Source organism: Citrobacter sp. Cf072 (assembly GCF_030334485.1).
Classification (GTDB): domain Bacteria; phylum Pseudomonadota; class Gammaproteobacteria; order Enterobacterales; family Enterobacteriaceae; genus Citrobacter; species Citrobacter freundii.
The window spans coordinates 882,819-905,824 of sequence record NZ_JAOWDX010000047.1 but is presented as its reverse complement, the minus strand read 5'-3'; the positions used below and the strand labels follow the sequence as shown (position 1 = coordinate 905,824).

The window sequence follows — 23,006 nt, the reverse complement described above, 5'->3', positions numbered from 1 at the left end:
ACTCCTCTCCAGGTATTTACGCCCTTCTCTTTTATTGGCTGAATCGAGGCCACACCGCGCCAGTGCAGGCTGTACAAAAATGCTGAATTCTTGTTATCGAGGCTTTGCGGAACAGAACAATTGAATGTAGGATGCTCGGCCGGCAGTTTTCCCCCGTAACACAATGAAGGGTAAGGCTGTTTTCGCCGCAGCAGGTGCGGCAAAAAGGATTTGTATTTTTGTCAGGTCAACAGGAAAAGTAATGAACACAAACAACACGCAAGCCGCGGAACAACATGCGGCGAAACGACGCTGGTTGAATGCCCACGAAGAGGGGTATCACAAAGCGATGGGAAATCGACAGGTACAGATGATCGCCATTGGCGGCGCAATTGGTACCGGGTTGTTTTTAGGGGCTGGCGCGCGCTTGCAGATGGCTGGTCCTGCTTTGGCGCTGGTTTATCTGGTGTGCGGTATTTTTTCGTTCTTTATACTGCGCGCGCTTGGCGAACTGGTTTTACATCGCCCTTCCAGCGGCAGCTTTGTCTCCTATGCCCGTGAATTTTTAGGTGAGAAAGCCGCCTATGTGGCTGGCTGGATGTACTTTATCAACTGGGCGATGACCGGCATTGTCGATATCACCGCGGTGGCGTTGTATATGCATTACTGGGGCGCATTTGGTGATGTACCGCAGTGGGTATTCGCCCTCGGCGCGCTGGCCATTGTCGGCACCATGAACATGATCGGCGTGAAGTGGTTCGCGGAGATGGAGTTTTGGTTTGCACTGGTCAAAGTGTTGGCGATTGTGATTTTCCTGGTGGTGGGTACCGTCTTTTTAGGCACTGGAAAACCATTGGATGGTAACGCCACGGGTTTTCACCTGATCACCGACAACGGTGGATTCTTCCCACATGGCCTGCTGCCAGCGCTGGTACTGGTTCAGGGGGTGGTTTTCGCGTTTGCCTCCATTGAACTGGTGGGCACCGCTGCTGGAGAATGCAAAGATCCACAAACCATGGTGCCGAAAGCGATCAATAGCGTTATCTGGCGTATTGGTCTGTTCTATGTGGGTTCTGTCGTGCTGCTGGTTCTGTTACTGCCGTGGAATGCCTATCAGGCAGGGCAAAGCCCGTTTGTTACCTTCTTCTCCAAACTGGGCGTGCCGTATATCGGCAGTATCATGAATATTGTGGTGCTCACCGCGGCACTTTCCAGCCTTAACTCTGGGCTGTACTGCACCGGACGTATTTTACGTTCAATGTCGATGGGCGGATCGGCGCCGAAATTCATGGCTAAAATGAGCCGTCAACAGGTACCCTGGGCTGGGATCCTCGCCACGCTGGTCGTCTATGTCGTCGGGGTATTTCTGAACTATCTGGTGCCGTCGCAGGTGTTTGAGATCGTGTTGAACTTCGCGTCGTTGGGCATTATTGCGTCGTGGGGCTTTATCATGGTCTGTCAGATGCGTCTGCGCCGGGCCATAAAAGAAGGTAAAACGGCAGACGTTAGCTTTAAACTGCCGGGCGCTCCGTTTACCTCGTGGCTAACCCTGGTGTTCCTGTTGAGCGTGCTGGTGTTGATGGCGTTTGACTATCCAAACGGCACCTACACTATCGCGTCATTACCGTTGATTGCCATCCTGCTGGTTGCAGGCTGGTTCGGCGTGCGTAAGCGCGTCGCGGAAATCCACCGCACCGCGCCGTAATGGCTGAAGGCCTGACAGGTTAACCCTTCAGGCCTTCTTTTTTAGTTCGCTTCAATCAACTGCGCTACATCGTTGCTGTTAATTTCCCGCGCGTTCCCATCCTGATCGGTATAGCTGGTCATTCCCGTATCTTTATCCAGTTTTGGCTTACCCTGGGTGGTAATGGTTTGCCCGCTTTTGGTCGTCATGACGTAATCGGTGGTGCATCCTGCCAGGGCAAACAGCATTACGCCTGCACAAAGACAGATAAATGGCTTTTTCATGGTATTCCCGTGTTATTCAGTTAGCCGTTGAAGGCGTAGTGTAAGTCCCTGAAGTGGGTCGGGCTACTGGCGGGGTGTAACGAGGCGTATCGTGGGGTTTAGAGAAATGACAGGAGGGGTTTCCCCCTCCTGATTTTTTACAACGCAATACGAATAACATCGTCCGGCTGGGTAGCTTCCTGCTCGCGGGTAGATTTCTGTTTCACACTGACGTACAGGGTTTTACCATCGGCAGAGAGCGCCAGGCTATTCGGGAATGTTGGGGTCTCGAATGTTTTGACGACTTTATAGCTTTTCGCGTCGATCACACTCACTTTACCGGCCTGGCGATGAGTCACGTAGGCTTCATTACGCGTCGGGTTGAACAGCACGGCAAGGGATTCCGGCGCGGCGACTTTTGCCAGTACGTTGCCGTTACGGGTGTCGATTACCAGCACTTCCGCCGCTTTAGAGTCGGTGACAAATGCACGGTTGCCCGCTGTGTCCAGGCTCAGGTTGATAAAGAAATGCTCTTTCCCATCATCCAGCAGTTTTTTGCGGCTGAGAATTTTGTTAGTGGTGGTATCGATGGTAATGAATTCACCGTCCGCATTGGCGGTGTACAGGCGCTTAGCCTTGCTGTCGACCGCCAGAGCGGTGCTCATTTTGCCGGTATTTTGAATGGTGTCCTTCAGTTTAATGGCATCACCGTCCACCACCCAAATCACGCTCTCTTTACCAATACCGCTAATGTATACCGTGTTAGTGGCGTCATCTGCGGCCAGCTCACGCGGCTGCAGCGGGCGAACATCTTCAGAACGCTTACGCGCATCCAGCACCAGACGTCCTTTCACCGCGCCCGTTTTAGCATCCATCGCCGTTACCGCGCTATTTACCGTGTTGCCGAACCACAGCGTTTGCGTGGCGTTATTGATGGTGGCACCAAACGGTTTGAGATCGTTATGAATCACCTGAGTCACTTCGAGGGTGACCGGGTCAAGGCGGTAAACCACCCCGCCGGTATCCAGTTTGCGGCTCTGTGAGGTCGCCAGCCACAGCGCGTTCTCTTGTTGGCTGTACGCCATTTCATAAGCGCCTTTACCGACGGCTTTGCGCAGCAGTTCTTCTGCAGCCTGCGTAGTAAAAGATGATGCAACGAGCAGTGAACCTAACAGTAAAGAACCACGCAGACGCGGTGAAAACAGATGACGTAAAGACATGACGACTCCCTTTGATAAATTCGTTTGTTACTGCTTCACATAGCTTCAATGAGCAAAATCATGGTTTTGCCCTTTTAAGAATGAGAATAGTAATCATTATTTATCTCAATGTGGAGTATTTATTCGCTTTCGGGTTGTAACCTTCTCATTTTCTCCATGAATAATCGCTTTTCATCCAGATAACGTCATTGGCATTTTACCTGGCCTACATTTCGTACGAAGCAGGCCTGGTTACAGACATTCACCGTCTTCCACTCTTACGCATCAATCCTCAGCAAGACGAATAACTACCTTGCCGAAGTTTTTGCCGGTCAGCAGACCGATAAAGGTTTGTGGCGCATTTTCCAGACCGTCGGTCACCTGCTCGCGGTAGTGGATTTTGTCCTCTTTAAGCCAGCGCCCCATCTCCCGCTGAAACTCCTGAATGCGGTGACCATAATCCTGACCAATGATAAAACCCTGCATCCGGATACGCTTTTTCAGCAGCGTTGCCATTAACAGTGGTAATCTGTCAGGTCCGGCCGGAAGCGACGTTGCGTTATAACCACTGACCAGGCCACAAAGCGGAATCCGCGCAGAAGTATTGAGCAATGGCAGAACGGCATCAAATACTTTTCCGCCGACGTTTTCATAATAAATATCAATTCCTTGCGGGCAGGCTTTTGCCAGTTGTTGCGCAAAATCTTGTGCGTGGTGATCGAGGCAAACATCAAAGCCCAGCACCTCTGTGGCATGTCGGCATTTCTCTGCCCCACCAGCCACACCTATTACCCGACAGCCTTTAAGCTTACCGATCTGCCCAACCGTTGCGCCAACCGGCCCGGTTGCGGCGGCTACCACCAGCGTTTCTCCCGCTTTCGGCTGACCGATATCCAGCAGGCCCATATAAGCGGTAAACCCCGGCATACCCATAACACCCAGCGCCCAGGAGGGATGTTCGGGATGAGCGCCAAGCTTCACCAGTCCGTTACCGTCGGAGATGTCATAGTCCTGCCAACCGCTGTAGCTCAATACCCATTCGCCTGGCTGGTAGTCCGGATGGCGGGATGACACCACGCGACTTACGGTACCACCCACCATAACACCACCAATCTCTACTGGTGGTGAGTAAGATGGCTCATCGCTCATGCGGCCACGCATGTAGGGATCGAGGGAAAGATAAACAGTGCGCAGCAAAACCTGGCCTTCGCCCGGGGATGCCACCTCATCTTCTTCAAGACGGAAGTTCTCTGGGACTGGCGCGCCATGTGGACGGGAAGCCAGTACCCAGCGACGGTTACGATTAGTCTGTTGACCCATGATGTGCTCCTCTGCTTTTGGCATGAATCCATCAATAGTAGCAGTCTGCGCCTGCTATTTAGCTGACGACGTGGTTTAACCGCACAACCAGGTAAACGCAGGGTTTCGCGGTTTCATTGATAAACCGACAGTCATTCGGCGGGCCAAGTTCCAGGCAATCACCTGCCTGCATTTCATGGCGTATGTCCCCTTCCACAAAAACTAATTCCCCCTGCTGTAACCAGATAAGTTGTCTGGCCTGCACATAGGAAGAAGCTGGCATCGGGATATCACTTCCAGCGGGTAATTCAATCTGCACCAGATCGATAGGTAGATCGCTGCGCGGTGAAACATGGCGGCGCAGATAGTGGCTTTGCGGGTCGTGCCAGACGGGCTGGTCAGCGAAGCGCAGCAGCTTGCCCTCCTGCATTTCAGCCCGCGCAATCAGGGTAGACATGCTGATGCCAAACGCACCGGAAAGTCTACCCAGCAGCGTCGCCGTTGGACTACTCTCGCCGCGTTCTATTTTATGGATCATGGCCCGCGACACGCCCGCGCGCTCGGCAAGTTCCGTGAGTGACCAACCGCGAGATTCCCGCTCAATGCGAATTCTTGCACTGATCCGTTGATTTATGCTGTCTTCAATAGTATTCATATTGTAATACTATAGTGAACAAGCCCTGAGGTTCAACATGTCAATTCGATTTGCCAGCAAAGAAGACTGCGCCGCCATTGCAGAAATCTACAACCATGCGGTACTGCATACGGCGGCTATCTGGAATGATCAAACGGTCGATGCCGAAAACCGTATTTCCTGGTATGAATCCCGACAATTGATGGGGTATCCGGTACTGGTGAGTGAAGAGAATGGCGTGGTTACGGGATACGCCTCCTTTGGCGACTGGCGTAACTTTGATGGCTTCCGTCATACCGTTGAACATTCGGTGTATGTCCATTCAGAACATCAGGGAAAAGGACTCGGACGAGCACTACTCAGCAGACTGATAGACGAAGCCCGCGCATGCGGCAAGCATGTAATGGTGGCAGGGATTGAGTCTCAGAATCAGGCATCACTGCATCTGCACAGCTTGCTGGGCTTTAAAACCACCGCGCAAATGCCACAGGTTGGAACCAAATTTGGGCGGTGGCTGGATCTGACTTTCATGCAGTTGCAGTTAGACGATCGTCGTGAACCGGATGACCTTAGATGAACCAGACGCTGACCCTCTCCTTTCTGATTGCCGCTGGTATTGGTCTGGTGGTGCAAAATACCTTGATGGTACGCATCACGCAGACGTCCTCGACGATCCTTATCGCCATGTTACTTAACTCGCTGGTCGGGATTGTGCTGTTTGTCAGCATATTGTGGTTTAAGCAAGGTTTAGCAGGGTTTGGTGAATTGGTTTCCAGCATACGCTGGTGGACACTCATCCCCGGCTTGTTGGGATCGTTCTTTGTTTTCGCCAGCATTAGTGGATATCAAAATGTAGGCGCTTCCACGACGATTGCGGTACTGGTTGCCAGCCAGTTAATCGGCGGGCTGGTGCTGGATATTCTGCGCAGTCACGGCGTGCCGCTGCGGGCGCTGGTGGGGCCGGTCTGTGGTGCGGTACTGCTGGTAGTCGGGGCATGGCTGGTGGCGAGACGTTCGTTTTAATTGCGCTTATCCGACCTACAGAACGCGCCTGTAGGCCGGATAAGATCCGGCGAGGAAATATCAAAGAATAGTGCCGCCTTTGGTCAACTGTTCGCGACGGGCTTCCATATCTTCTTTATGCTGACGGCCATGATGGGCGATAGCCGTACGCAAACGCTGTTGCTGGGTATAGCGGTCTTCCCGGCTCAACGCGACATCATCGCTGAGCTCAATCAGCAATTCATTCATATGCGTAATGACGCTCTCCTCAATGGCGGCGTCAACACGTGCGCTGACCTCATCCAGATGCGACATAACCTCTCCTTAACTCATTAATTTAATTTTGCTTTTGAAAAATCACTGCCCATCAGGCTAACGCTGTATCCGCTGACGTTGCTACGCGTAGCGTAGAACGTTTTACCGTTTGCCAGGGCTATCCAAGGAGCCTGCTGGTAGAAAATCTCTTGTGACTGCTGGTAAAGCGCGGCGCGCTCTTCCGGTTTGCTCACCAGTTTCGCCTTTTCAACCAGCGAATTATACTCTTTATCGCACCAGCGCGCGGCGTTAGATCCGGTTTTTATGCTGTCGCAGCCCAGCAGCACATCCGCGAAGTTATCCGGATCGCCGTTGTCTGACATCCAACCAAACAACGCGGTGTCATGCTCACCTTTACGCATTCCGGAGAGATATTCACCCCACTCGTACGATACAATTTTCGCCTTCACGCCCACCTTTGCCCAGTCGCTCTGGATCATCTCGGCAATCCGTCGGGAGTTCGGGTTGTATGGGCGCTGGACCGGCATTGACCACAGCGTCGCTTCAAAGCCATTTTCCAGCCCAGCCTGCTTCAGTAGGTCTTTCGCTTTTTGCGGGTCGTAAGCGTAATCCTGCAGATCTTTATTGAACCCCAGCATATTCGGCGGAATCGGTGATTTTGCCACCGTACCAGAACCTAAAAAGACAGCGTTAATAATGGCCTTTTTGTCCGTTGCGTAGTTCAAAGCCTGACGCACCAGTACGTTATCAAACGGTTTTTTCTCGGTATTAAACGCCAGATATCCAACGTTCAGCGCGTCAACCGAATGCAGCGTCAAATCTTTATTCTTTTTAATCTCGTCAAACTGTACGGGCGCAGGTGCTGGGATTATCTGGCATTCATTGGTTTGCAGTTTTGCCAGCCGCGTCTGGACGTTTGGCGTGATTGAGAAGATCAGGTGTTTCGTTGGAACGGCGCCATCCCAGTAGTTAGGGTTGGCAAGATAGCGGATTTGCGAGTCCTGCTTGTACTGCTGCAGCACGTAAGGCCCGGTGCCAATAGGCCAGTTGTCGACGTTTTCCGGTGTACCTTTTTTCAGCATCGCGTCGGCATATTCCGCAGAGAGAATCGAGGCAAAATCCATTCCCCAGTCGGCAAGAAACGCAGCGTTAGGTTCATTCAGGACAAACTGAACGTGATAATCATCGAGCTTCTTAACTTCTTTAATCAGTTTATCCAGACCGACATCGTTAAAGTATTCATAGCTTCCCTGAGAAACCTTGTGATACGGATGATCGGCATCCTTCTGCCGTAATACCGAGAAAATCACGTCGTCAGCGTTGAAGTCGTGGGTCGGTTTAAAGAATTTATTACTGTTGAATTTCACGCCTTGACGCAGGGTAAAGGTGTAAGTCTTACCGTCGGGAGAAATCGTCCAGTCCGTTGCCAGAGATGGTACCGGGGTATTCTTTACCGGATCAAAGTTGATGAGTCGGTTGTAGAGCACTTGTGAACTGGCCACAAATGAGGGACCGGAACTGGCAATTTGCGGGTTAAATGACTCCGGCGATGCTTCAGAACAATAGATGATGGTGTCAGTATTGGCCGCGAACGCAACGCCTGACGGTATGACGGTGCTGATAGCCAGCGCGAGTAACGTTTTCCTTGCAATCATGGTTATAAGCCTTCTTATTTTATTATTAACCGAGATATCAGAGCATAGCTGACAAAAACTGACCAATAACAAATCACTATCAGGTTATTCTAATCCGGTGTATTTCGCTGAATAATTCATCACCCTAAGCGAATTAATTTCCCTTAAGTCTTTTTCAAAACGTCAAGATTTTTCCCGGCACTCTATGCCATGAAAATTAGCCCCTTTTTGCCTCTCTTTCTCCGTTTGCTCGTTTTTATAAAACGTAAAGTAGATACGTGAAGAAGTCTAAGGGGTAACAACGTGGCAAAAACTCTCTTGCGCAGCGGCAATTTGGATGACTATCAGGCCGTGGGCGGCGGTGGCCAGGCCGTTTTTGATTCAGCATTGCAAATTCGTGAAACGCTTCGTCTGCGTAAACAGCAGGCGATGGTGGATTGTTTGGCGATCCCACAAATTAACGACAACGGCGATCGGGTTGACTGGTATTCCCCGATAGAAGGGAAAGCCGTGGCGTGGAAAGCCGCTGATGAAGAAGCACGTTTTCGTGCGCTGCGCTATCTGGGAAGCACGCTGGAAAATGCGGCGGCTCTGAGCCGTAAAAGCCTGCAGTCGGGAAAAACCTCCCTACAGCTGTTTGGCTCTCTGCTCGAAAAAGCCATCCAGTTTCCCGGTGAAAACCACGTGTTTCTGGTTGATGGCAAACCCGTTATTACGTTCTGGGGCTTCGTCAATCTGAATGAAAATCCCCGCGACGATGTGCTCGATTGCCTGCGACTTGCCGATATTCCTCCTGTCGTTACCGTAGCAGAGCCGGAACAGGAAGAAGAAATCCCCCCGGAAATCACCTTCGCCGAGGCTGATGCGCCTTTATTGACGCCAGTCGTCGAGCTGGCTAAACCGGCTGAACCTGAGCCACAGCCACCGGTTATAGTTAACGAACCGGAGGTTACACCGCCGCTGGCACAAGAGAAACCTGCGCGCCGCCTGCCGCTGTGGAGCCTGCCCGTTGCCGCAGTCATCATTGCCGCCATCGTTGGGCCGCTGCTGTGGAAGCAACAGACCACCCAGCCCGTACCCGCAGCCGCCGCTGTTGAAGTCGCAAAGATTGATATGGCACCGCTGCCAGCACTGGCATCTGCTCTGCCTTTGCATCGTGCTGAAGTGACTCCAGCTGCGAAGAAAGAGAAACCTGTAGAAGGACCGGTGGTGATCGCCGCGATTCCAAAAGATGCGCTGGTGATGGATGCCAATCAGATGAAGGCAGGAACGACGCGTTTCCTCAATGGTAACTGGCGCGTCCTGGTCGATGTTAAAGATCCGGTGAGCGGCAAAGCGCCGTCGCTGCGCTATCAGATCCAGGCCAATAAAGGCACTGCTCGCGTAGTTCATGGTGACAATATTGTTTGTCGTGCCGAGATTTTCTCCGGTTTGCACCAGTCGGGTGAATTAATGATTAAGAGTCGCGGCAATGCTCGTTGTACAGACGGGTCACGTTATCCGATGCCTGAAATTACCTGCAAAGCGGGAACCAACGACGTCGCCGCCTGTACCGCGCGTTATGACGATCACGCGGAAATCCCTCTGACAATCAAAAAGATAGGTGCCTGATTCTATGTTGGTGAATCTGTGTGATTACAAGCAGAGCGTGACGCTCATCGCCAATAGCGGTGTTCAATTCCTGGATTTTGGCCTGACGCCGCAGGAATCTGCACACCATGGCCGCTTTGTGCGCAAAACGGCAAACGGTCCCCTGCTACGGCTGGATTTCGATCTGGCAACGGGTCGCTATACCTTGCCTGGCAGCACTGGCGGTCAGCCCGAAGTGGTGAAGCCGGAAAGTACCCAGACGCTGCATTATTCGCTGGATGTCCTCGACGGTGTCTGGCTGCCGCTGCCGTTTCTGCGCTTTAACCCACCGCGCACGTTTGTTGAAGGCCCGGATAACTGGGCGCGCGTGCAGGTACGAAAACTGGCGCAACCCGACAGCGCGGGCAACACCCACCGCGTTACCGTGGCGCTGGATAGCCAGCTCACTGAAAATGCCCCTGCAGCGTTAACACCTAATGAGAACGACCTGCTCAACGGGACACGATTCGCGCTGGCCTGGCATGACAATGAAATTGCTGATTTCCTTGACCAGACCTGGATTGACGGCTGGTTGCGCGAATCTTTTATGCACCATGTCACCCAACATGAGAATCGCTCAGAACAAGAGATCCAGCTGGCGCTGCGTAACTTTGAATACCAGGCGCACTGGCTGAATGTGCTGACTCTGTTAGGCGAGCAGCTTTCTGTCCCGGAAGTGAAACTGGTTACGCATACCCTTAGCACACCCGCTATTCCCGTCGATCTTATTTTAGATATCGGTAATACCCATACCTGTGGCGTCCTGATTGAAGATCACGGGGATGCCAATGACGGGCTGCGTCAGACCGCTGAATTGCAGGTCCGTTCGTTAAGCGAGCCGCAGTTCCTCAACGATCCGCTGTTCACCAGCCGGCTGGAGTTTTCCGAAGCGCGCTTTGGTAAGCAGCATTTTTCCGTTGAGAGCGGACGTGATGACGCCTTTATCTGGCCGTCGATTGTGCGTGTGGGTGATGAAGCCCGTAAGCTGGCGATGCAGCGTATGGGCACCGAGGGCAATAGTGGGATCTCCAGCCCGCGCCGTTATCTGTGGGATGAAACGCCGGTGTTACATGACTGGCGCTTTAGCCAGATGAATGGCAAAACCCAGCGCGAACCGCTGGCTACCGCCTTCCCGCTGATGAACCTGATGAACGATGACGGGCAACCGCTGTTCAGCCTGCCGCAGGACGATCGTCTGCCGGTATTCTCACCGCAATACAGCCGCAGCACGCTGATGACGCATATGTTATGCGAAATACTGGCCCAGGCGCTGGGGCAAATTAACAGCGTAGCGACGCGGTTGCGCCTCGGATTCCCGGCATCTCCTCGTCAGTTACGGACGCTGATCCTGACCCTACCGTCGGCGATGCCCAAACAGGAGCGCGAGATTTTCCGCCTGCGCATGTTTGAAGCTATTGCCCTGGTCTGGAAAGCAATGGGCTGGCACCCGCAGGATGAAGACTTCACTACCCGTAAACAGCAGGAAAAGAGTGTGGTTCCCGTACCTGAAATTCAGATGGAATGGGATGAAGCCAGCTGCGGGCAACTGGTGTGGCTGTATAACGAGGCTATCTCTCACTACGATGGCCACACCGAATCATTCTTTAACGCCCTTGCCCGCCCGGACCGTTTGCCGGAACCCGGTGAGACTAAAGGCCGTGCGCTGCGCGTGGCATCGATCGACATTGGCGGCGGGACAACGGATATGGCCGTCGTTCATTATCAGCTTGATGACGGCGTTGGCGCGAACGTCAAAATTACCCCGCATTTGCTGTTCCGTGAAGGTTTTAAGGTGGCGGGCGATGACATGCTTCTGGACGTGATTCAGCGCTGTGTGTTGCCTGCGCTGCAAACCCGCTTACAACAGGCTGGCGTGACCGATGCCGCTGCATTGCTGGCCACGCTGTTTGGCGATTCCGGTCGCATCGATACCCAGGCGATTTTGCGTCAACAAACGGCATTGCAGCTCTTTATGCCGCTCGGTCATGCGGTACTCAGTGCCTGGGAACAAAGCGATATTAACGATCCGGTCGCTGGTCTGCATGCCACATTCGGAGAACTCCTGAGCCAACGACCAACGCGCAACGTAATGAACTACATCCAGCAGGCTATCGACCATGCGTTGCCAGCAGGATCGCCAGCGTTTGATGTTCTGAGCGTGCCGTTGCAGGTACAGTTCAGGCAGTTACAAGAAGCACTGTTAGCGGGGCAATTTACCCTGACTTCCCCGCTGCACGCGGTTTGTGAGGCTATTTCACATTATCGCTGCGATATTTTATTAGTGACCGGCAGGCCCGCCTGTTTACCGGGCGTACAGGCGTTGATCCGCCATCTGCAACCTGTTCCGGTTAACCGTATGATCTGGATGGATAACTACCGCGTGCATGAGTGGTATCCGTTCAGCCAACAAGGGCGGATTGGTAATCCCAAATCCACCGCGGCAGTCGGCGCCATGCTGTGCAGCCTGGCGCTGGATTTGCGTTTGCCGCGTTTTAACTTTAAAGCTGCCGATATCGGCGCTTACTCGACCGTACGTTATCTTGGCGTGCTGGATAACACGGTCAATACCCTGCGCGATGAGAACATCTGGTATCACGATATTGATCTGGATAAACCCGGTGCGAAGCTGGATGCCCGGTTGCACTTCCCGTTACGTGGCAACGTGACGTTAGGATTCCGGCAACTGGCAAACAGCCGCTGGCCTGCCACGCCGCTGTATACGCTCAGCATAAATTCCGCCGAACTGGCAAAAACCATCGCCGGAGATGGCGTGTTGAATGTACGGCTGCAGCTACGCGGCGGCAGCAAAGAAAGTGGCCCAGAATTCTTCGTCCTGAGCGATGCCTGGTTACAGGATGGCACCCCCGTTGCCGCCAATGCCTTAACGTTAAAACTGAATACGCTGGCAGACCGTCGCCATAGCGGAAGCCATTACTGGATCGATAGCGGGAGCGTGTACCTGAAATGAGTAAGATGTTAAATACCGCGCAGGTCGCCATCGAGTGGGTGGTAGATACCCGTCAACGTGCGGCGCGTCTTGATGATGAAGCGGATGCCCTGCTGGCACAGCTTACGCTAGCCGCAGTGAGTGAATTTGCGCTGGAGACAACCTTTTCATCGCAAGGATGTATAGGGTTATACGGACATTCACAATCGGCAAAAGCACATCTGCTTGCGGCATTGTGCAGCAATGCCACTGGCAAAGTGAATATTGTTACTCCGGATCGCAGCTTTGATTATTTCTCGCATATTAATCCTGGCCATGCGCCAACCAATATGGTGATCCGCTTTACGCGCGATGAAAATCAGCATGATAGCGAATGGCCGTTGCGTCTGCGGTTACTCAGTGAAGCGGAACTGGTACAGCTATTTATCGCCCAGTTCAGCGCGCTCCCGGATAACCGGCAGGTCGAGAAATCGATTATTGAGGCGCGCCTGGAAAAATGGCAAACGCTGCGTCAGCGTCACCCTGTGCCGGGCATTACCGCACATGATGTTGCGGCAATCGGTCGTTTCTGGCGCTCCTGCGTACCGGCAAACCAGCAGCAAATTGACGATGCGCTATGGCACCAGTTTGCCACGTTGCTGCCCGCACTGGATCTGACTACCCGGGCAAACGCTTGGGCACTACTGTGGGGAGAACAACCAGAGCTGACGCAGCAGTGGCTGACGCTGGCGCACACGTTGCAACAAACCGGACACGCGCAAGAATTAGCGGCCCCGCTGAGTCTGCTGGTTGATCATTTTGGTTTACCTGCTGAAAGTTTCCTGACCCAGGTGGCATTGACCGGCAATAATGAGGCGCAAAGCGATGTGGTGGTTCATCCGATTGAAAATCATCAGTTGCTCAATGCAGTTAGCCTTTCTTTGTCGTCACTGGCGCTGCTCACGCGCGAACTGATCCTGACGGTTGAAGACGCGGTGCTGGAGAATGTCGATCTGCTCGATATTCCCCTCGCCCCGGATACTCATCCGCATCCACTGTGGCAGGCAAAATTAGGCTGGATGCTGGAACATTACCGCCAACACCTGCAACCGGATGTGCTCTTAATCTGCAACGCTGTCTCTACCCGCGCCCAGACGCCCGCCATCACCCGCAAGCTATTGGGCTGGGTTAACGATACTCAACCCGTCCACGATGCCGCATTGCCAGGCGTGGTCTGGGCCATTACCCCGCAGGATGCGCGTTTTAGTACCCAGCAAAATCTTGACGAATCCGTGCAGCAATTAATGGGCAAACCCGGACTGCACTGGGGCACGCTGCAGGCGCTGGATAAACACAGCTTACAACGCCTCGTCGAATGGTTGACTCAGGCAACTTCACCACAGCAGCGCCTGGCCAGGCTGACCTCCCTGCGTGAACAGCACCAGCAGCGCGTACGCGAAACCCTAATCGGCTGGATTAATCCCGTTGAGACCGAATCGGCAAGCAATGAGTCAGTGATCCGCCAGCTACAGGCTCAGGCGGCAAAGCATGGCGAACTGCTGGATGGTTTGCTCCCGCCGATGCGCATTTTTGAGTCGCTGCTGCGTATTCAGCAACCGCGCGAGGAGCAGGTAAGTGGTTTATTTAATGAAGAGATTGACCTGTTTGCCGAAGTGCGTGACACAATGCACTCACCGGAAAGCCAGGAGACCGGATATCAGGCACACAAAATGTGGATTAACCACGTGCGCCAGTGGTGTCGCGATGAAAATAATGCCCGCCGTTTACGACTCGATCCCCGTACGTTAAGGCAGGTTGCCGACATCCTCGTCACCACCAGCTATCGCCTGGAGATGCCGCAACGCTTACAGCGCATTATGCAGCGCGAAAACGTCTGTGCCGCGCAGCTATACGCCGATATCGGTGATTTTATTACTTGGCTTGGATTTGCCGACGTTGCAGAGGAGCAGCGCCCTGCCAGCAGGATCCAGAAAGGATCGGCTATTTTTAGCGCGCCGAAGCAACAGCCGATGTTACGCCTGACGAAGCTGGATGAACAACCTTCGCACGGCGCAAGCCGCTACGTATACGACTGGCTGGTCGCTTTGTATACCCGTGCGAATGAGAACGTGGGGTATCAGCATCCACAGGATGTCAGCGAAGTCGACAAAAAGCGATTGGATGCCCTGCTTTCCGCCTGAAGCGGCGTTTACGCCGTCATCAGAAGAGAGAGAACATTAACGCGACGGGAAAACTCATCGGCCAGGTCGCACCGACTAATACCGCGCTGAGAAAGCGAATTCGCTTTTTATCGCGGGAAAGAAACCAGGTGATGATTGCCGTGATAACGGCCATCACCGCATAAAAAACCAACATTTTTTGGTACAGAGACATGTAAGGCATCCGGGCCGAAAGGTGAAATCGCGCGCAATATGCTCTTTTTCATGACCCACATCAAGTTTTATTAATTAATTTAAGAAAAGTGGCTGTAAAACAACCCATTTTCATTATGTTCAGAATTCGTACTATTGCGGATAGTTATAACCCGTACTATACCCATATGGGTTAAAACGAAAGGTGGCACAAATGAATGTTTCCAGTAAAACGGTGGTGCTGATAAATATATTTGCTGCTGTAGGACTTTTCAGTCTGATTTCCGCAAGGTTCGGCTGGTTTGCTTGATGTGGTTCTTGTTTGATTAATTGCAGCGTCCATTGGCAGAGAGGGACTTCTCTCTGCCATTAGTAAACTATTTTCCCATTCTCGCACTGCCGGGTAAATTATCCTTAGTATGTAATACCCCTAATCCTTCTGCGGCATTATATTGCCCGAATAACGGCCTGGTGTTGTGCCGGTATGCTGATGGAAGAAAGCAATAAAAGCACTGTCGCTGACAAACTCCAGATATTGCGCGACCTGGCTGATATGGCATCCGTCAGCCAACATCTCCATGGCTTTTAACAGCCTAAATTGCTGCCGCCAGTCCTGATAATTCATCCCGGTATCCCTGATAAATATTCGACCTATTGTCCTTTCGCATGCCCCAACCTGTCGGGACAATTGATTCAGTCGTGGTGGCAGTTCGCCCATGCGTAATCCTTCAAGCCACACGTTAAGCCGCGGATCTGAGGGATACTGCAATGTCCAGTTTTCACTGTGGGCGGCACGCATTTCCTCACAAAATACGGTGATGAGACTGGTCTGCTGCGCGGCAGGCATCTCCCATGACCAGAAAGACATACGTTCTATCACCTCAAAAAAGAGAGGGTTAACGTCGACTATCTGCAGCGGTAAATCAGATAACGGCAACGTGGTTGAGAAGTACAAAGAACGATAAGCCATCACGCCGCGCATTATGGCGCGATGTACCGTACCGGCTGGGATCCAGACCGCACGACGTGGCGGTAGCAGACACAACGCCTGTTCCAGCTCAATCGTAATGCTTCCCGCTGCCGAATAAAGTAGCTGATGACGAAGATGGCTGTGCCGTCCTGAATCGTGTACGCCCATCTCGGAAGCAATCCCGATTACCGGTTTATCAAAGCTGTCCGCATCAAAAGCATCATCCGGGGCAATTTTCATCTTCTGTCCGATATCTGACATTTATAGTCCTGATAATGGTAATGCGACATTTTCCTTTCAGCAATAATGCCCACCTGTTTTCTGTTTCTCTAGATATTGCTATGAACACATTTCATCGACCGCCGCTGTGGCTTCTCACACTCCTGATTATGTTTCCACAACTGGTGGAAACCATTTACAGCCCGGCATTGCCAGGTATTGCGACGTCTTATCACGTCAGCAGTGAGCGCGCGGCTCAAACACTCTCCGTTTATTTTGTTGCCTTCGCCGTCGGCGTGGCGATGTGGGGATGGCTGAGCGACTGCATCGGGCGACGCCGGGCGATGATGGCTGGACTCCTGTGCTACTCCACGGGTTCCCTCATGGCCGTTGTTGCCACTGATTTCAGCGTTCTGCTGCTGGCACGGATGGTCTCGGCCATTGGAGCTGCTGCCGGATCTGTAGTGGTACAGACCATGCTAAGGGACAGCTATGAATCAACTGCGCTATCCCGCGTCTTTTCTGTGATGGGTGCCGCGTTGGCATTGAGTCCGGTTTTCGGTCTGCTAAGCGGAGGATGGTTGGTCAGTTTGTATGGTCATACCGGGGTATTTATTGCCCTTGTGCTGCTGGCGCTGCTACTGCTGATGCTGACCGTGACCATGCTGCCAGAAACCCGGCCCGAACATACGCTCAGACCAAGGCTTGCTGCGCTACTCTCCCGCATGGCGCGTGACCATGAGCTGTGGAAAAACGCCATACTGGTTGCTCTACTGAACACCATGCTGTTTAGCTATTACAGCCTGGCGCCGTTTCTTTTTGGGCAATTGGGATGGAGCTCCAGAGCCTTTGGCTTGACGGGGTTGCTACTTGCGTTTGCTTCTCTGTCGGGTAGCCTGCTGAACCAAAGACTGTTAACGACAGGTCTGACGCCGGAACAACTGGTACGTTATGCCTGTGCGCTGGCAGCGTTGTCAGGTCTCGTAGCGTGGTGCTTACAGCACTCTGCGTGGATCCTGATTCCGGTGTTCGGCGTGGTGATTGCCTATGGTATCGCCATTCCCAATGTGCTGAGTCAGGCGCTGCGTCATTATCGTGAACAGGCCGGAGCCGCGGGGGCATTGTTTGGATTAAGCTATTACCTGTTGCTGGGAATGATGCTGGGATTTGCAGGCATGGTGCAACAACTGGGGCTAGTTCTGAGCGTCTGTGCCCTACTCGCCTGGCTTTGCAGCCTGGGCCGCAGATAAACCCGATGGCGCTCCTGAAAGCACAAAGCCCCGACATTCAACCGGGGCTTTGTTGTATCAATTAGCCTGACCTCGCGGATATTTCCAACTTACCGCCGTCCGATGGCGACGAGGCCAGTGGCGCGAATAGTATAGACACACGTTTGCCGATATTTAGCTATCCGTGCCCCATTTACCGCTCGCGCTTAAAAGATTACTCATGCTTGATCATGACATGGCGAACAATAGTGTAATCTTCCAGCCCATAAACCGACATATCCTTGCCATACCCAGACTGTTTTTGCCCACCGTGCGGCATCTCGCTAACCAGCGTGAAATGGGTGTTGACCCAAGTGCAACCATATTGCAGGCGAGCGCTAAAGCGATGCGCACGCCCAACATCCCGGGTCCAGACGGAAGATGCCAGTCCGTATTTCGAATCATTTGCCCACGCCAGCACCTGATCTTCATCATCAAATACGGTCACGCTGACCACCGGGCCGAAAACTTCCCGCTGCACGATGGCATCTTCTTGCTTCGCCCCGGCCAGCAGCGTTGGGGCAAAGTAGTAGCCTGCGCCATCCACTTTCTTGCCGCCGGTGATAACTTTGATATGCCCCAGGGCTTTGGCCTCATCGACAGCTTTAGTCACGCGATCAAGATGTGCCTGCGAACTTACCGGTCCCAGTTCCGTCGATTCGTCGTTCGGCGCACCAATTTTCAGGCTGGCAACCGCGGCGCCGAGTTTCTCAACCAACGCGTCATAAATGCCTTTTTGGGCATAGATTCGACAAGCGGCGGTACAGTCTTGCCCGGCATTGTAATAACCAAAGGTCCGCACGCCGCTCACTACCGCATCCAGATCGGCATCATCAAAAATGATCACCGGAGCTTTGCCGCCCAGTTCCATATGTGTGCGCTTAATTGACGGCGCGGTGTGCTGAATAATGTGTTCACCGGTTGCAATGGAGCCAGTCAGAGAAACCATGCGGACTTTTTCATGGCCGGTGAGCGGATCGCCCACCGTTTTACCGCGACCAAACAGGACGTTGATAACGCCAGCCGGGTAAATATCTTTGGCAAATTCGGCCAATTTAAGCGCCGTCAGCGGGGTAATTTCTGATGGTTTAATCACCACACAGTTTCCCGCAGCCAACGCTGGAGCCAGCTTCCACGCTGCCATCATCAGCGGATAGTTCCACGGTGCAATAGAGGCCACCACGCCGAGCGGATCACGGCGAATCATCGACGTATGTCCTTCCAGATACTCCCCGGCCGCCTGTCCTTGCAGAGTTCGAGCAGCCCCGGCAAAGAAGCGAAAAACGTCGACAATTGCTGGAATTTCATCGTTGAGGACACAGTGCAGTGGCTTACCGCAGTTAAGTGACTCCAGCTCAGCGAAGGTTTGCGCGTTATCGGCAATAGCGTCCGCCAGTTTCAGCAGCAGTTCAGAGCGGACTTTCGGCGTGGTTTGCCCCCAGGTGGCAAACGCGGTGTCTGCCGCACGCACCGCGGCATCAACTTGCATGGCTGACGCCTCAGCAATCTCCAGAATGAGTTCACCAGTGGCAGGGTTATAGACTGGCTGCTTTTCACCTTCACCGTTGACCAGCTCGCCATTAATCAGTAATTGATGTTGCATAGCAATTTCCCATATCGTCGTTTATTTACCGTTTCCGGCGAGAGTGTCGCCTTCACGCGTTAGCCACCAGGCCCCTAAAATTGGCAGTGTTGTCACCAGCATTACCAGCAATGCCACAACGTTGGTGACCGGCACATCCCGTGGACGGCCCAGTTGATTAAGCAGCCACAGCGGAAGTGTTCTTTCATGTCCGGCGGTGAACGTTGTCACGATGATTTCATCAAACGACAAGGCAAACGCCAGCATCCCGCCCGCCAGTAGTGCCGATGCCAGATTGGGCAGCACGACGTAACGAAAGGTTTGCCAGCCGTTGGCGCCAAGATCCATAGACGCTTCAACCAGACTCCATGAGGTACGGCGAAAACGCGCCACAACGTTGTTAAACACCACCACCACGCAAAACGTCGCATGGCCCACTACGATCGTGAGAAAACCCGGTTCCAGGTTGATGGTTTTAAACGCCGTCAACAGCGCAAGGCCGGTAATAATGCCCGGCAGCGCGATCGGCAACAGTAGCAACAGCGATATTGCACTTTTGCCAAAAAAGTCCCTACGCCACAGCGCTGCCGCGGCCAGCGTCCCCAGAACAAGGGCAATAGCGGTCGACAACGCAGCGATCTTAAGTGACAACGTCACAGACTCCAGGATATCGCTACGCTGCGCCGCAACGCTAAACCACTTCAGCGTTAATCCCTGCGGTGGAAAACTAAAAGCAGCCTCCTCAGTATTAAAAGCATAGGTGGCGATGATGAGGATGGGAAAGTGCAGGAAAATAACCCCGCCCCATGCCGCCAGTTTGAGTAACCAGGGCGCGCGTTCAGAGTGCATCGAAAGCTCCCAGACGCTTCACGAACGCCAGATACAGTGCGATTAACACAATCGGCACCAGAGTAAATGCCGCCGCCATCGGCATATTGCCGATCGCCCCTTGTTGCGAATACACCATGTTGCCGATGAAATACCCCGGCGGTCCCACCAGCTGTGGCACGATAAAGTCGCCCAACGTCAGAGAGAAGGTAAAGATAGATCCCGCCGCGATACCGGGTATTGCCAGCGGAAGGACTACATAGCGGAAGGTTTGACGCGGACGCGCGCCCAAATCAGCGGAGGCCTGTAACAGTGACGGCGGAAGTCTCTCCAGCGCGGCCTGTACCGGCAGGATCATAAACGGCAGCCAGATGTAGACGAACACCAGAAAGCGCCCTAAGCCTGACGTCGACAACGTATTGCCGCCTACCGCAGGCAGCGTCAGGAACGAAAGCAGTAGCGGCTCCAGCTCAAGATGGGTTAAAAACCACTGCGCCACACCGTCTTTAGCTAACAGCAGCGTCCACGCATAGGCTTTAACGATGTAGCTGGCCCACATTGGCAACATTACGGCAATGTAAAAAAAGGCTTTCATTTTGCCGCTGGTATAGCGCGCCATATACCACGCCATCGGAAACGCCAGAATCGCGCTGGCAATGGTGACCGCCACCGCCATCGTCAGGGTACGCAAAATGATGTCGTAGTTAGCAGGATTAAACAGCGCCTGCAAATTCGCCAGCGTCAGGTCCGGCGTGACCGACATGGTGAAATCGTCGAAGGTATAAAAACCTTGCCACAACAGCGTCAGTAATGAGCCGAAGTAGACAATGCCAAACCACATCAGTGGTCCAAGGAGCAGCAAAAACAGCCCTATCCCCGGATTACGCCAGAAGTAACCTGAGATCCGGTTCAGGCTTGTCGACTGTGGAGGCGAATGTAAGACGTTCATAGCCATTCACCTCTCCTCAACCAGCGGGACCATCACGTCGCGGGACCACGATGCCATCACCTGCTGACCCGGCGACAACGTAGACGGTAGCATTTCTCCCGTCAGGTTCGCCTGGCTAACCAGCAGTTTTTCCCCTCCGGCGAGTTTCAGTTCAAACCGCGTCGCCGCCCCCTGATACTGCACCGCCTGAATAACACCCCGGGCCTGGACTTCTCCTCCGGCATCATTCAAGCGAATGTGTTCGGGACGTAGGGAGAACATACCCTGTAGCCCACAAACGTTCGCCGACATCGTCGCATCAAAGACATTTGACGTTCCGACGAAACTTGCCACAAACGGCGTCCGCGGACGCATGTACAGTTCACGCGGAGAATCCACCTGTTCGATGCGACCGTTATTAAACACCGCCACCCGATCGGACATCGACAGGGCTTCACCCTGATCGTGGGTGACAAAGATGAAGGTGATGCCAAGGGATTGCTGTAATTTTTTCAGCTCTAACTGCATCTGCTCACGCAGTTTGAGATCCAATGCCCCGAGCGGTTCATCCAACAGCAGGACGCGCGGTTCATTGACCAGCGCCCGGGCAATCGCCACACGCTGACGTTGCCCACCGGAAAGCTGCGACGGTTTACGTTCATAAACAAAACCGAGTGCGACCTTATCCAGTGCTTCACGTGCTTTCGCGTGGCGTTGTTTTTTATCAATGCCTTTAACCATCAGCCCATAGGCGACGTTGTCGAGGATCGACATGTGCGGGAATAACGCGTAATCCTGAAATACCGTATTGACGTCCCGTTCCCAGGGCGGCAATTCGCTGGCCTGTTTACCAAAAATAGTGATCGCGCCGCCTGACAGTTGCTCAAACCCGGCAATCAGGCGCAGACAGGTGGTCTTGCCGGAGCCGGATGGCCCCAGCATAGAGAAAAACTCACCGTCGTTAATCGCAATACTCACCCCATCCACTGCACGAACATCCCCATACAAACGCGAGACGTTATGAAACTCCACTGCGTACGTCATAAAACCCCCAGCGGAATTAACGACCACCCATAATGGCGATGTAATCCTGCGTCCAGCGACTGTAAGGAACGAATTTTCCACCTTCGGCAATCGGCGTTTTCCAGAAGGCAATTTTGTCGAAATAGCTATAGCCGTTGGTTTCACAGCCTTTTTCACCCAGTAACGGGCTGGCTTTACAACCTTCAGGCACCACTGGCAGAGAACCAAACCAGGCGGCTACGTCGCCCTGTACTTTCGGGGTTAATGACCAGTTCATCCATTTGTAAGCGCAAACCGGGTGTTTCGCTTCACTGTGCAGCATGGTGGTATCAGCCCATCCGGTAACCCCCTCTTTTGGGAAGACCGTGGCAATTGGCTGACCTTCGCCTTTCAAGGCGTTAGCCTGATAAGGCCAGGCGCTTGACGCCACTACGCCTTCGTTTTTGAAATCGCTCATTTGCACGGTGGTATCGTGCCAATAGCGATGGATCAACGCGTGCTGATCGCTCAGGACTTTGATCACCGCCTGATACTGTTTTTCAGTGAGCTGATAGGGGTCGGTAATACCCAACTGCGGCTGGGTGGCTTTAACGAATAATGCGGCGTCGGCAATATAGATCGGGCCATCGTAAGCCTGAACGCGACCTTTATTGCTTTTCCCGTCAGGCAGATTTTGTTCAACGAATACCACGTTCCAGCTGTCCGGCGGCGTTGGGAAGGTTTTGGTGTTATACATCAGCAGGTTTGGTCCCCACTGGTATGGCGTACCGTAAACTTTACCGCCAACGTTAAACCACTCCCCTTTTACTACTCGCGGATCAAGGGTTTTCCAGTTAGGGATCAGCGCAGTATTAATCGGCTGAACGCGTTTTCCCATTATCAGGCGCAGTGAGGCATCACCAGAAGCGGTTACCAGGTCGTAACCGCCTTTAGCCATCAGGCTGACCATCTCATCAGAGGTGGCCGCCGTTTTTACATTGACCGCACAGCCGGTATCTTTCTCAAACTGCGAGACCCAGTCATATTGTTTATCGGTTTGCCCACGTTCGATATAACCCGGCCAGGCAATAATATCCAGGCGGCCTTCCGGTTTATCTAATGATGTGGGGGGTTCGGCTGCCTGCGCAGTCATCAGCGTCATGCTGAAGGCACACAGGCTACTGAGGGCAAGTTGCTTGCTCATAACGTCTTACTCCTGTCGAAAAAATATTGAGCGGCAGCCTTGCCGTAAATATATGTCCTTTTCTAAAAATAGTCGGGGTGTTGTAAGCGTTCCTGCTGGTGCAAGGAA

Annotated in this window: 21 protein-coding genes; 8 read left to right on the top strand and 13 right to left on the bottom strand. The window is 53.1% G+C overall.

The genetic code is table 11. The features are described 5' to 3' along the window. Positions 1-241: 241 nt before the first annotated feature. Positions 242-1,684 carry an L-asparagine permease gene (gene ansP, locus OGX66_RS23100; protein WP_003843715.1) on the top strand — a complete coding sequence of 481 codons (1,443 nt, stop codon included), beginning with the start codon at positions 242-244 and terminating at the stop codon, positions 1,682-1,684. A gap of 41 nt (positions 1,685-1,725) precedes the next feature. On the opposite strand, the gene OGX66_RS23095 is transcribed toward ansP, so the two are convergent. From OGX66_RS23095 to OGX66_RS23080, 4 genes are all read right to left on the bottom strand, one after another. Next, complete coding sequence (locus OGX66_RS23095) at positions 1,726-1,947, bottom strand: YgdI/YgdR family lipoprotein (RefSeq protein ID WP_003843716.1); 222 nt, start codon at positions 1,945-1,947, stop codon at positions 1,726-1,728. Positions 1,948-2,084: 137 nt separating this feature from the next. Further along, complete coding sequence (yncE, locus tag OGX66_RS23090; RefSeq protein ID WP_003020161.1) at positions 2,085-3,146, bottom strand: 7-bladed beta-propeller protein YncE; 1,062 nt, start codon at positions 3,144-3,146, stop codon at positions 2,085-2,087. A gap of 264 nt (positions 3,147-3,410) precedes the next feature. Next, positions 3,411-4,445 (bottom strand): NADPH-dependent curcumin/dihydrocurcumin reductase, encoded by a 1,035-nt coding sequence (gene curA, locus OGX66_RS23085; RefSeq protein ID WP_049015567.1) that lies wholly within the window; start codon positions 4,443-4,445, stop codon positions 3,411-3,413. Positions 4,446-4,503: 58 nt separating this feature from the next. Next, positions 4,504-5,079 (bottom strand): helix-turn-helix domain-containing protein, encoded by a 576-nt coding sequence (locus OGX66_RS23080; protein WP_003020168.1) that lies wholly within the window; start codon positions 5,077-5,079, stop codon positions 4,504-4,506. A 37-nt stretch (positions 5,080-5,116) separates the two neighbouring features. Between OGX66_RS23080 and OGX66_RS23075 the strand changes: the two genes are divergently transcribed. Both OGX66_RS23075 and OGX66_RS23070 read left to right on the top strand, forming a co-directional pair. Then, entirely contained in the window at positions 5,117-5,635 is a 519-nt protein-coding gene (locus OGX66_RS23075; RefSeq protein ID WP_088902240.1) for a GNAT family N-acetyltransferase, read from the top strand. Continuing rightward, positions 5,632-6,081: a DMT family transporter gene (locus OGX66_RS23070; RefSeq protein ID WP_286512303.1), complete on the top strand. Its 450-nt coding sequence runs from the start codon at positions 5,632-5,634 to the stop codon at positions 6,079-6,081. Before OGX66_RS23075 ends, OGX66_RS23070 begins: the two co-directional genes overlap by 4 nt. A 60-nt stretch (positions 6,082-6,141) precedes the next feature. Here OGX66_RS23070 and OGX66_RS23065 read toward each other — a convergent pair whose 3' ends face one another. Both OGX66_RS23065 and OGX66_RS23060 read right to left on the bottom strand, forming a co-directional pair. Beyond that, complete coding sequence (locus OGX66_RS23065) at positions 6,142-6,375, bottom strand: YdcY family protein (RefSeq protein WP_003020183.1); 234 nt, start codon at positions 6,373-6,375, stop codon at positions 6,142-6,144. 17 nt (positions 6,376-6,392) lie between these two features. Next, positions 6,393-7,991 carry an ABC transporter substrate-binding protein gene (locus OGX66_RS23060; RefSeq protein WP_103798224.1) on the bottom strand — a complete coding sequence of 533 codons (1,599 nt, stop codon included), beginning with the start codon at positions 7,989-7,991 and terminating at the stop codon, positions 6,393-6,395. 282 nt (positions 7,992-8,273) lie between these two features. Here OGX66_RS23060 and OGX66_RS23055 point away from each other — a divergent pair, with 282 nt between their 5' ends. Genes OGX66_RS23055 through OGX66_RS23045 form a run of 3 tightly spaced genes read left to right on the top strand, consistent with a single transcriptional unit; the run spans position 8,274 to position 14,726 of the window. Further along, on the top strand, positions 8,274-9,581 hold the full coding sequence (locus OGX66_RS23055) for an SrfA family protein (protein ID WP_071696126.1): 1,308 nt from the start codon (positions 8,274-8,276) through the stop codon (positions 9,579-9,581). Between the two features lie 4 nt (positions 9,582-9,585). Further along, entirely contained in the window at positions 9,586-12,567 is a 2,982-nt protein-coding gene (locus OGX66_RS23050) for a virulence factor SrfB (RefSeq protein WP_032935685.1), read from the top strand. Then, positions 12,564-14,726, top strand: coding sequence for a virulence factor SrfC family protein (locus OGX66_RS23045; protein WP_136345657.1), 2,163 nt, complete (start codon positions 12,564-12,566; stop codon positions 14,724-14,726). The genes OGX66_RS23050 and OGX66_RS23045 overlap by 4 nt, the downstream gene beginning before the upstream one ends. Before the next feature lie 19 nt (positions 14,727-14,745). Here OGX66_RS23045 and OGX66_RS23040 read toward each other — a convergent pair whose 3' ends face one another. Then, the gene (locus OGX66_RS23040; protein ID WP_003020198.1) at positions 14,746-14,919 is read right to left on the bottom strand and encodes a GhoT/OrtT family toxin; all 174 of its coding nucleotides are present in this window, start codon (positions 14,917-14,919) and stop codon (positions 14,746-14,748) included. Positions 14,920-15,111: 192 nt separating this feature from the next. Here OGX66_RS23040 and yncL point away from each other — a divergent pair, with 192 nt between their 5' ends. Further along, complete coding sequence (gene yncL / locus OGX66_RS23035; RefSeq protein ID WP_071524268.1) at positions 15,112-15,207, top strand: stress response membrane protein YncL; 96 nt, start codon at positions 15,112-15,114, stop codon at positions 15,205-15,207. A 120-nt stretch (positions 15,208-15,327) separates the two neighbouring features. Here yncL and OGX66_RS23030 read toward each other — a convergent pair whose 3' ends face one another. Next, positions 15,328-16,107 (bottom strand): AraC family transcriptional regulator, encoded by a 780-nt coding sequence (locus OGX66_RS23030; RefSeq protein WP_032939116.1) that lies wholly within the window; start codon positions 16,105-16,107, stop codon positions 15,328-15,330. A 101-nt stretch (positions 16,108-16,208) separates the two neighbouring features. Between OGX66_RS23030 and OGX66_RS23025 the strand changes: the two genes are divergently transcribed. Beyond that, the gene (locus OGX66_RS23025) at positions 16,209-17,336 is read left to right on the top strand and encodes a multidrug effflux MFS transporter (protein ID WP_136345658.1); all 1,128 of its coding nucleotides are present in this window, start codon (positions 16,209-16,211) and stop codon (positions 17,334-17,336) included. 193 nt (positions 17,337-17,529) lie between these two features. Here OGX66_RS23025 and patD read toward each other — a convergent pair whose 3' ends face one another. The 5 genes from patD to ydcS are packed head-to-tail and all read right to left on the bottom strand — an operon-like array spanning position 17,530 to position 22,898. Further along, positions 17,530-18,957 (bottom strand): aminobutyraldehyde dehydrogenase, encoded by a 1,428-nt coding sequence (patD, locus tag OGX66_RS23020; protein WP_003020201.1) that lies wholly within the window; start codon positions 18,955-18,957, stop codon positions 17,530-17,532. A 21-nt stretch (positions 18,958-18,978) separates the two neighbouring features. After that, positions 18,979-19,785 carry an ABC transporter permease gene (locus OGX66_RS23015; protein WP_003020204.1) on the bottom strand — a complete coding sequence of 269 codons (807 nt, stop codon included), beginning with the start codon at positions 19,783-19,785 and terminating at the stop codon, positions 18,979-18,981. Next, complete coding sequence (locus OGX66_RS23010; RefSeq protein WP_270921819.1) at positions 19,775-20,719, bottom strand: ABC transporter permease; 945 nt, start codon at positions 20,717-20,719, stop codon at positions 19,775-19,777. Before OGX66_RS23010 ends, OGX66_RS23015 begins: the two co-directional genes overlap by 11 nt. Next, a complete protein-coding gene (locus OGX66_RS23005) occupies positions 20,720-21,736 on the bottom strand; it encodes an ABC transporter ATP-binding protein (RefSeq protein ID WP_003020210.1) in 1,017 nt (338 codons plus the stop codon). Positions 21,737-21,752: 16 nt separating this feature from the next. Then, on the bottom strand, positions 21,753-22,898 hold the full coding sequence (gene ydcS, locus OGX66_RS23000) for a putative ABC transporter substrate-binding protein YdcS (protein ID WP_003020212.1): 1,146 nt from the start codon (positions 22,896-22,898) through the stop codon (positions 21,753-21,755). Positions 22,899-23,006: the final 108 nt, after the last annotated feature.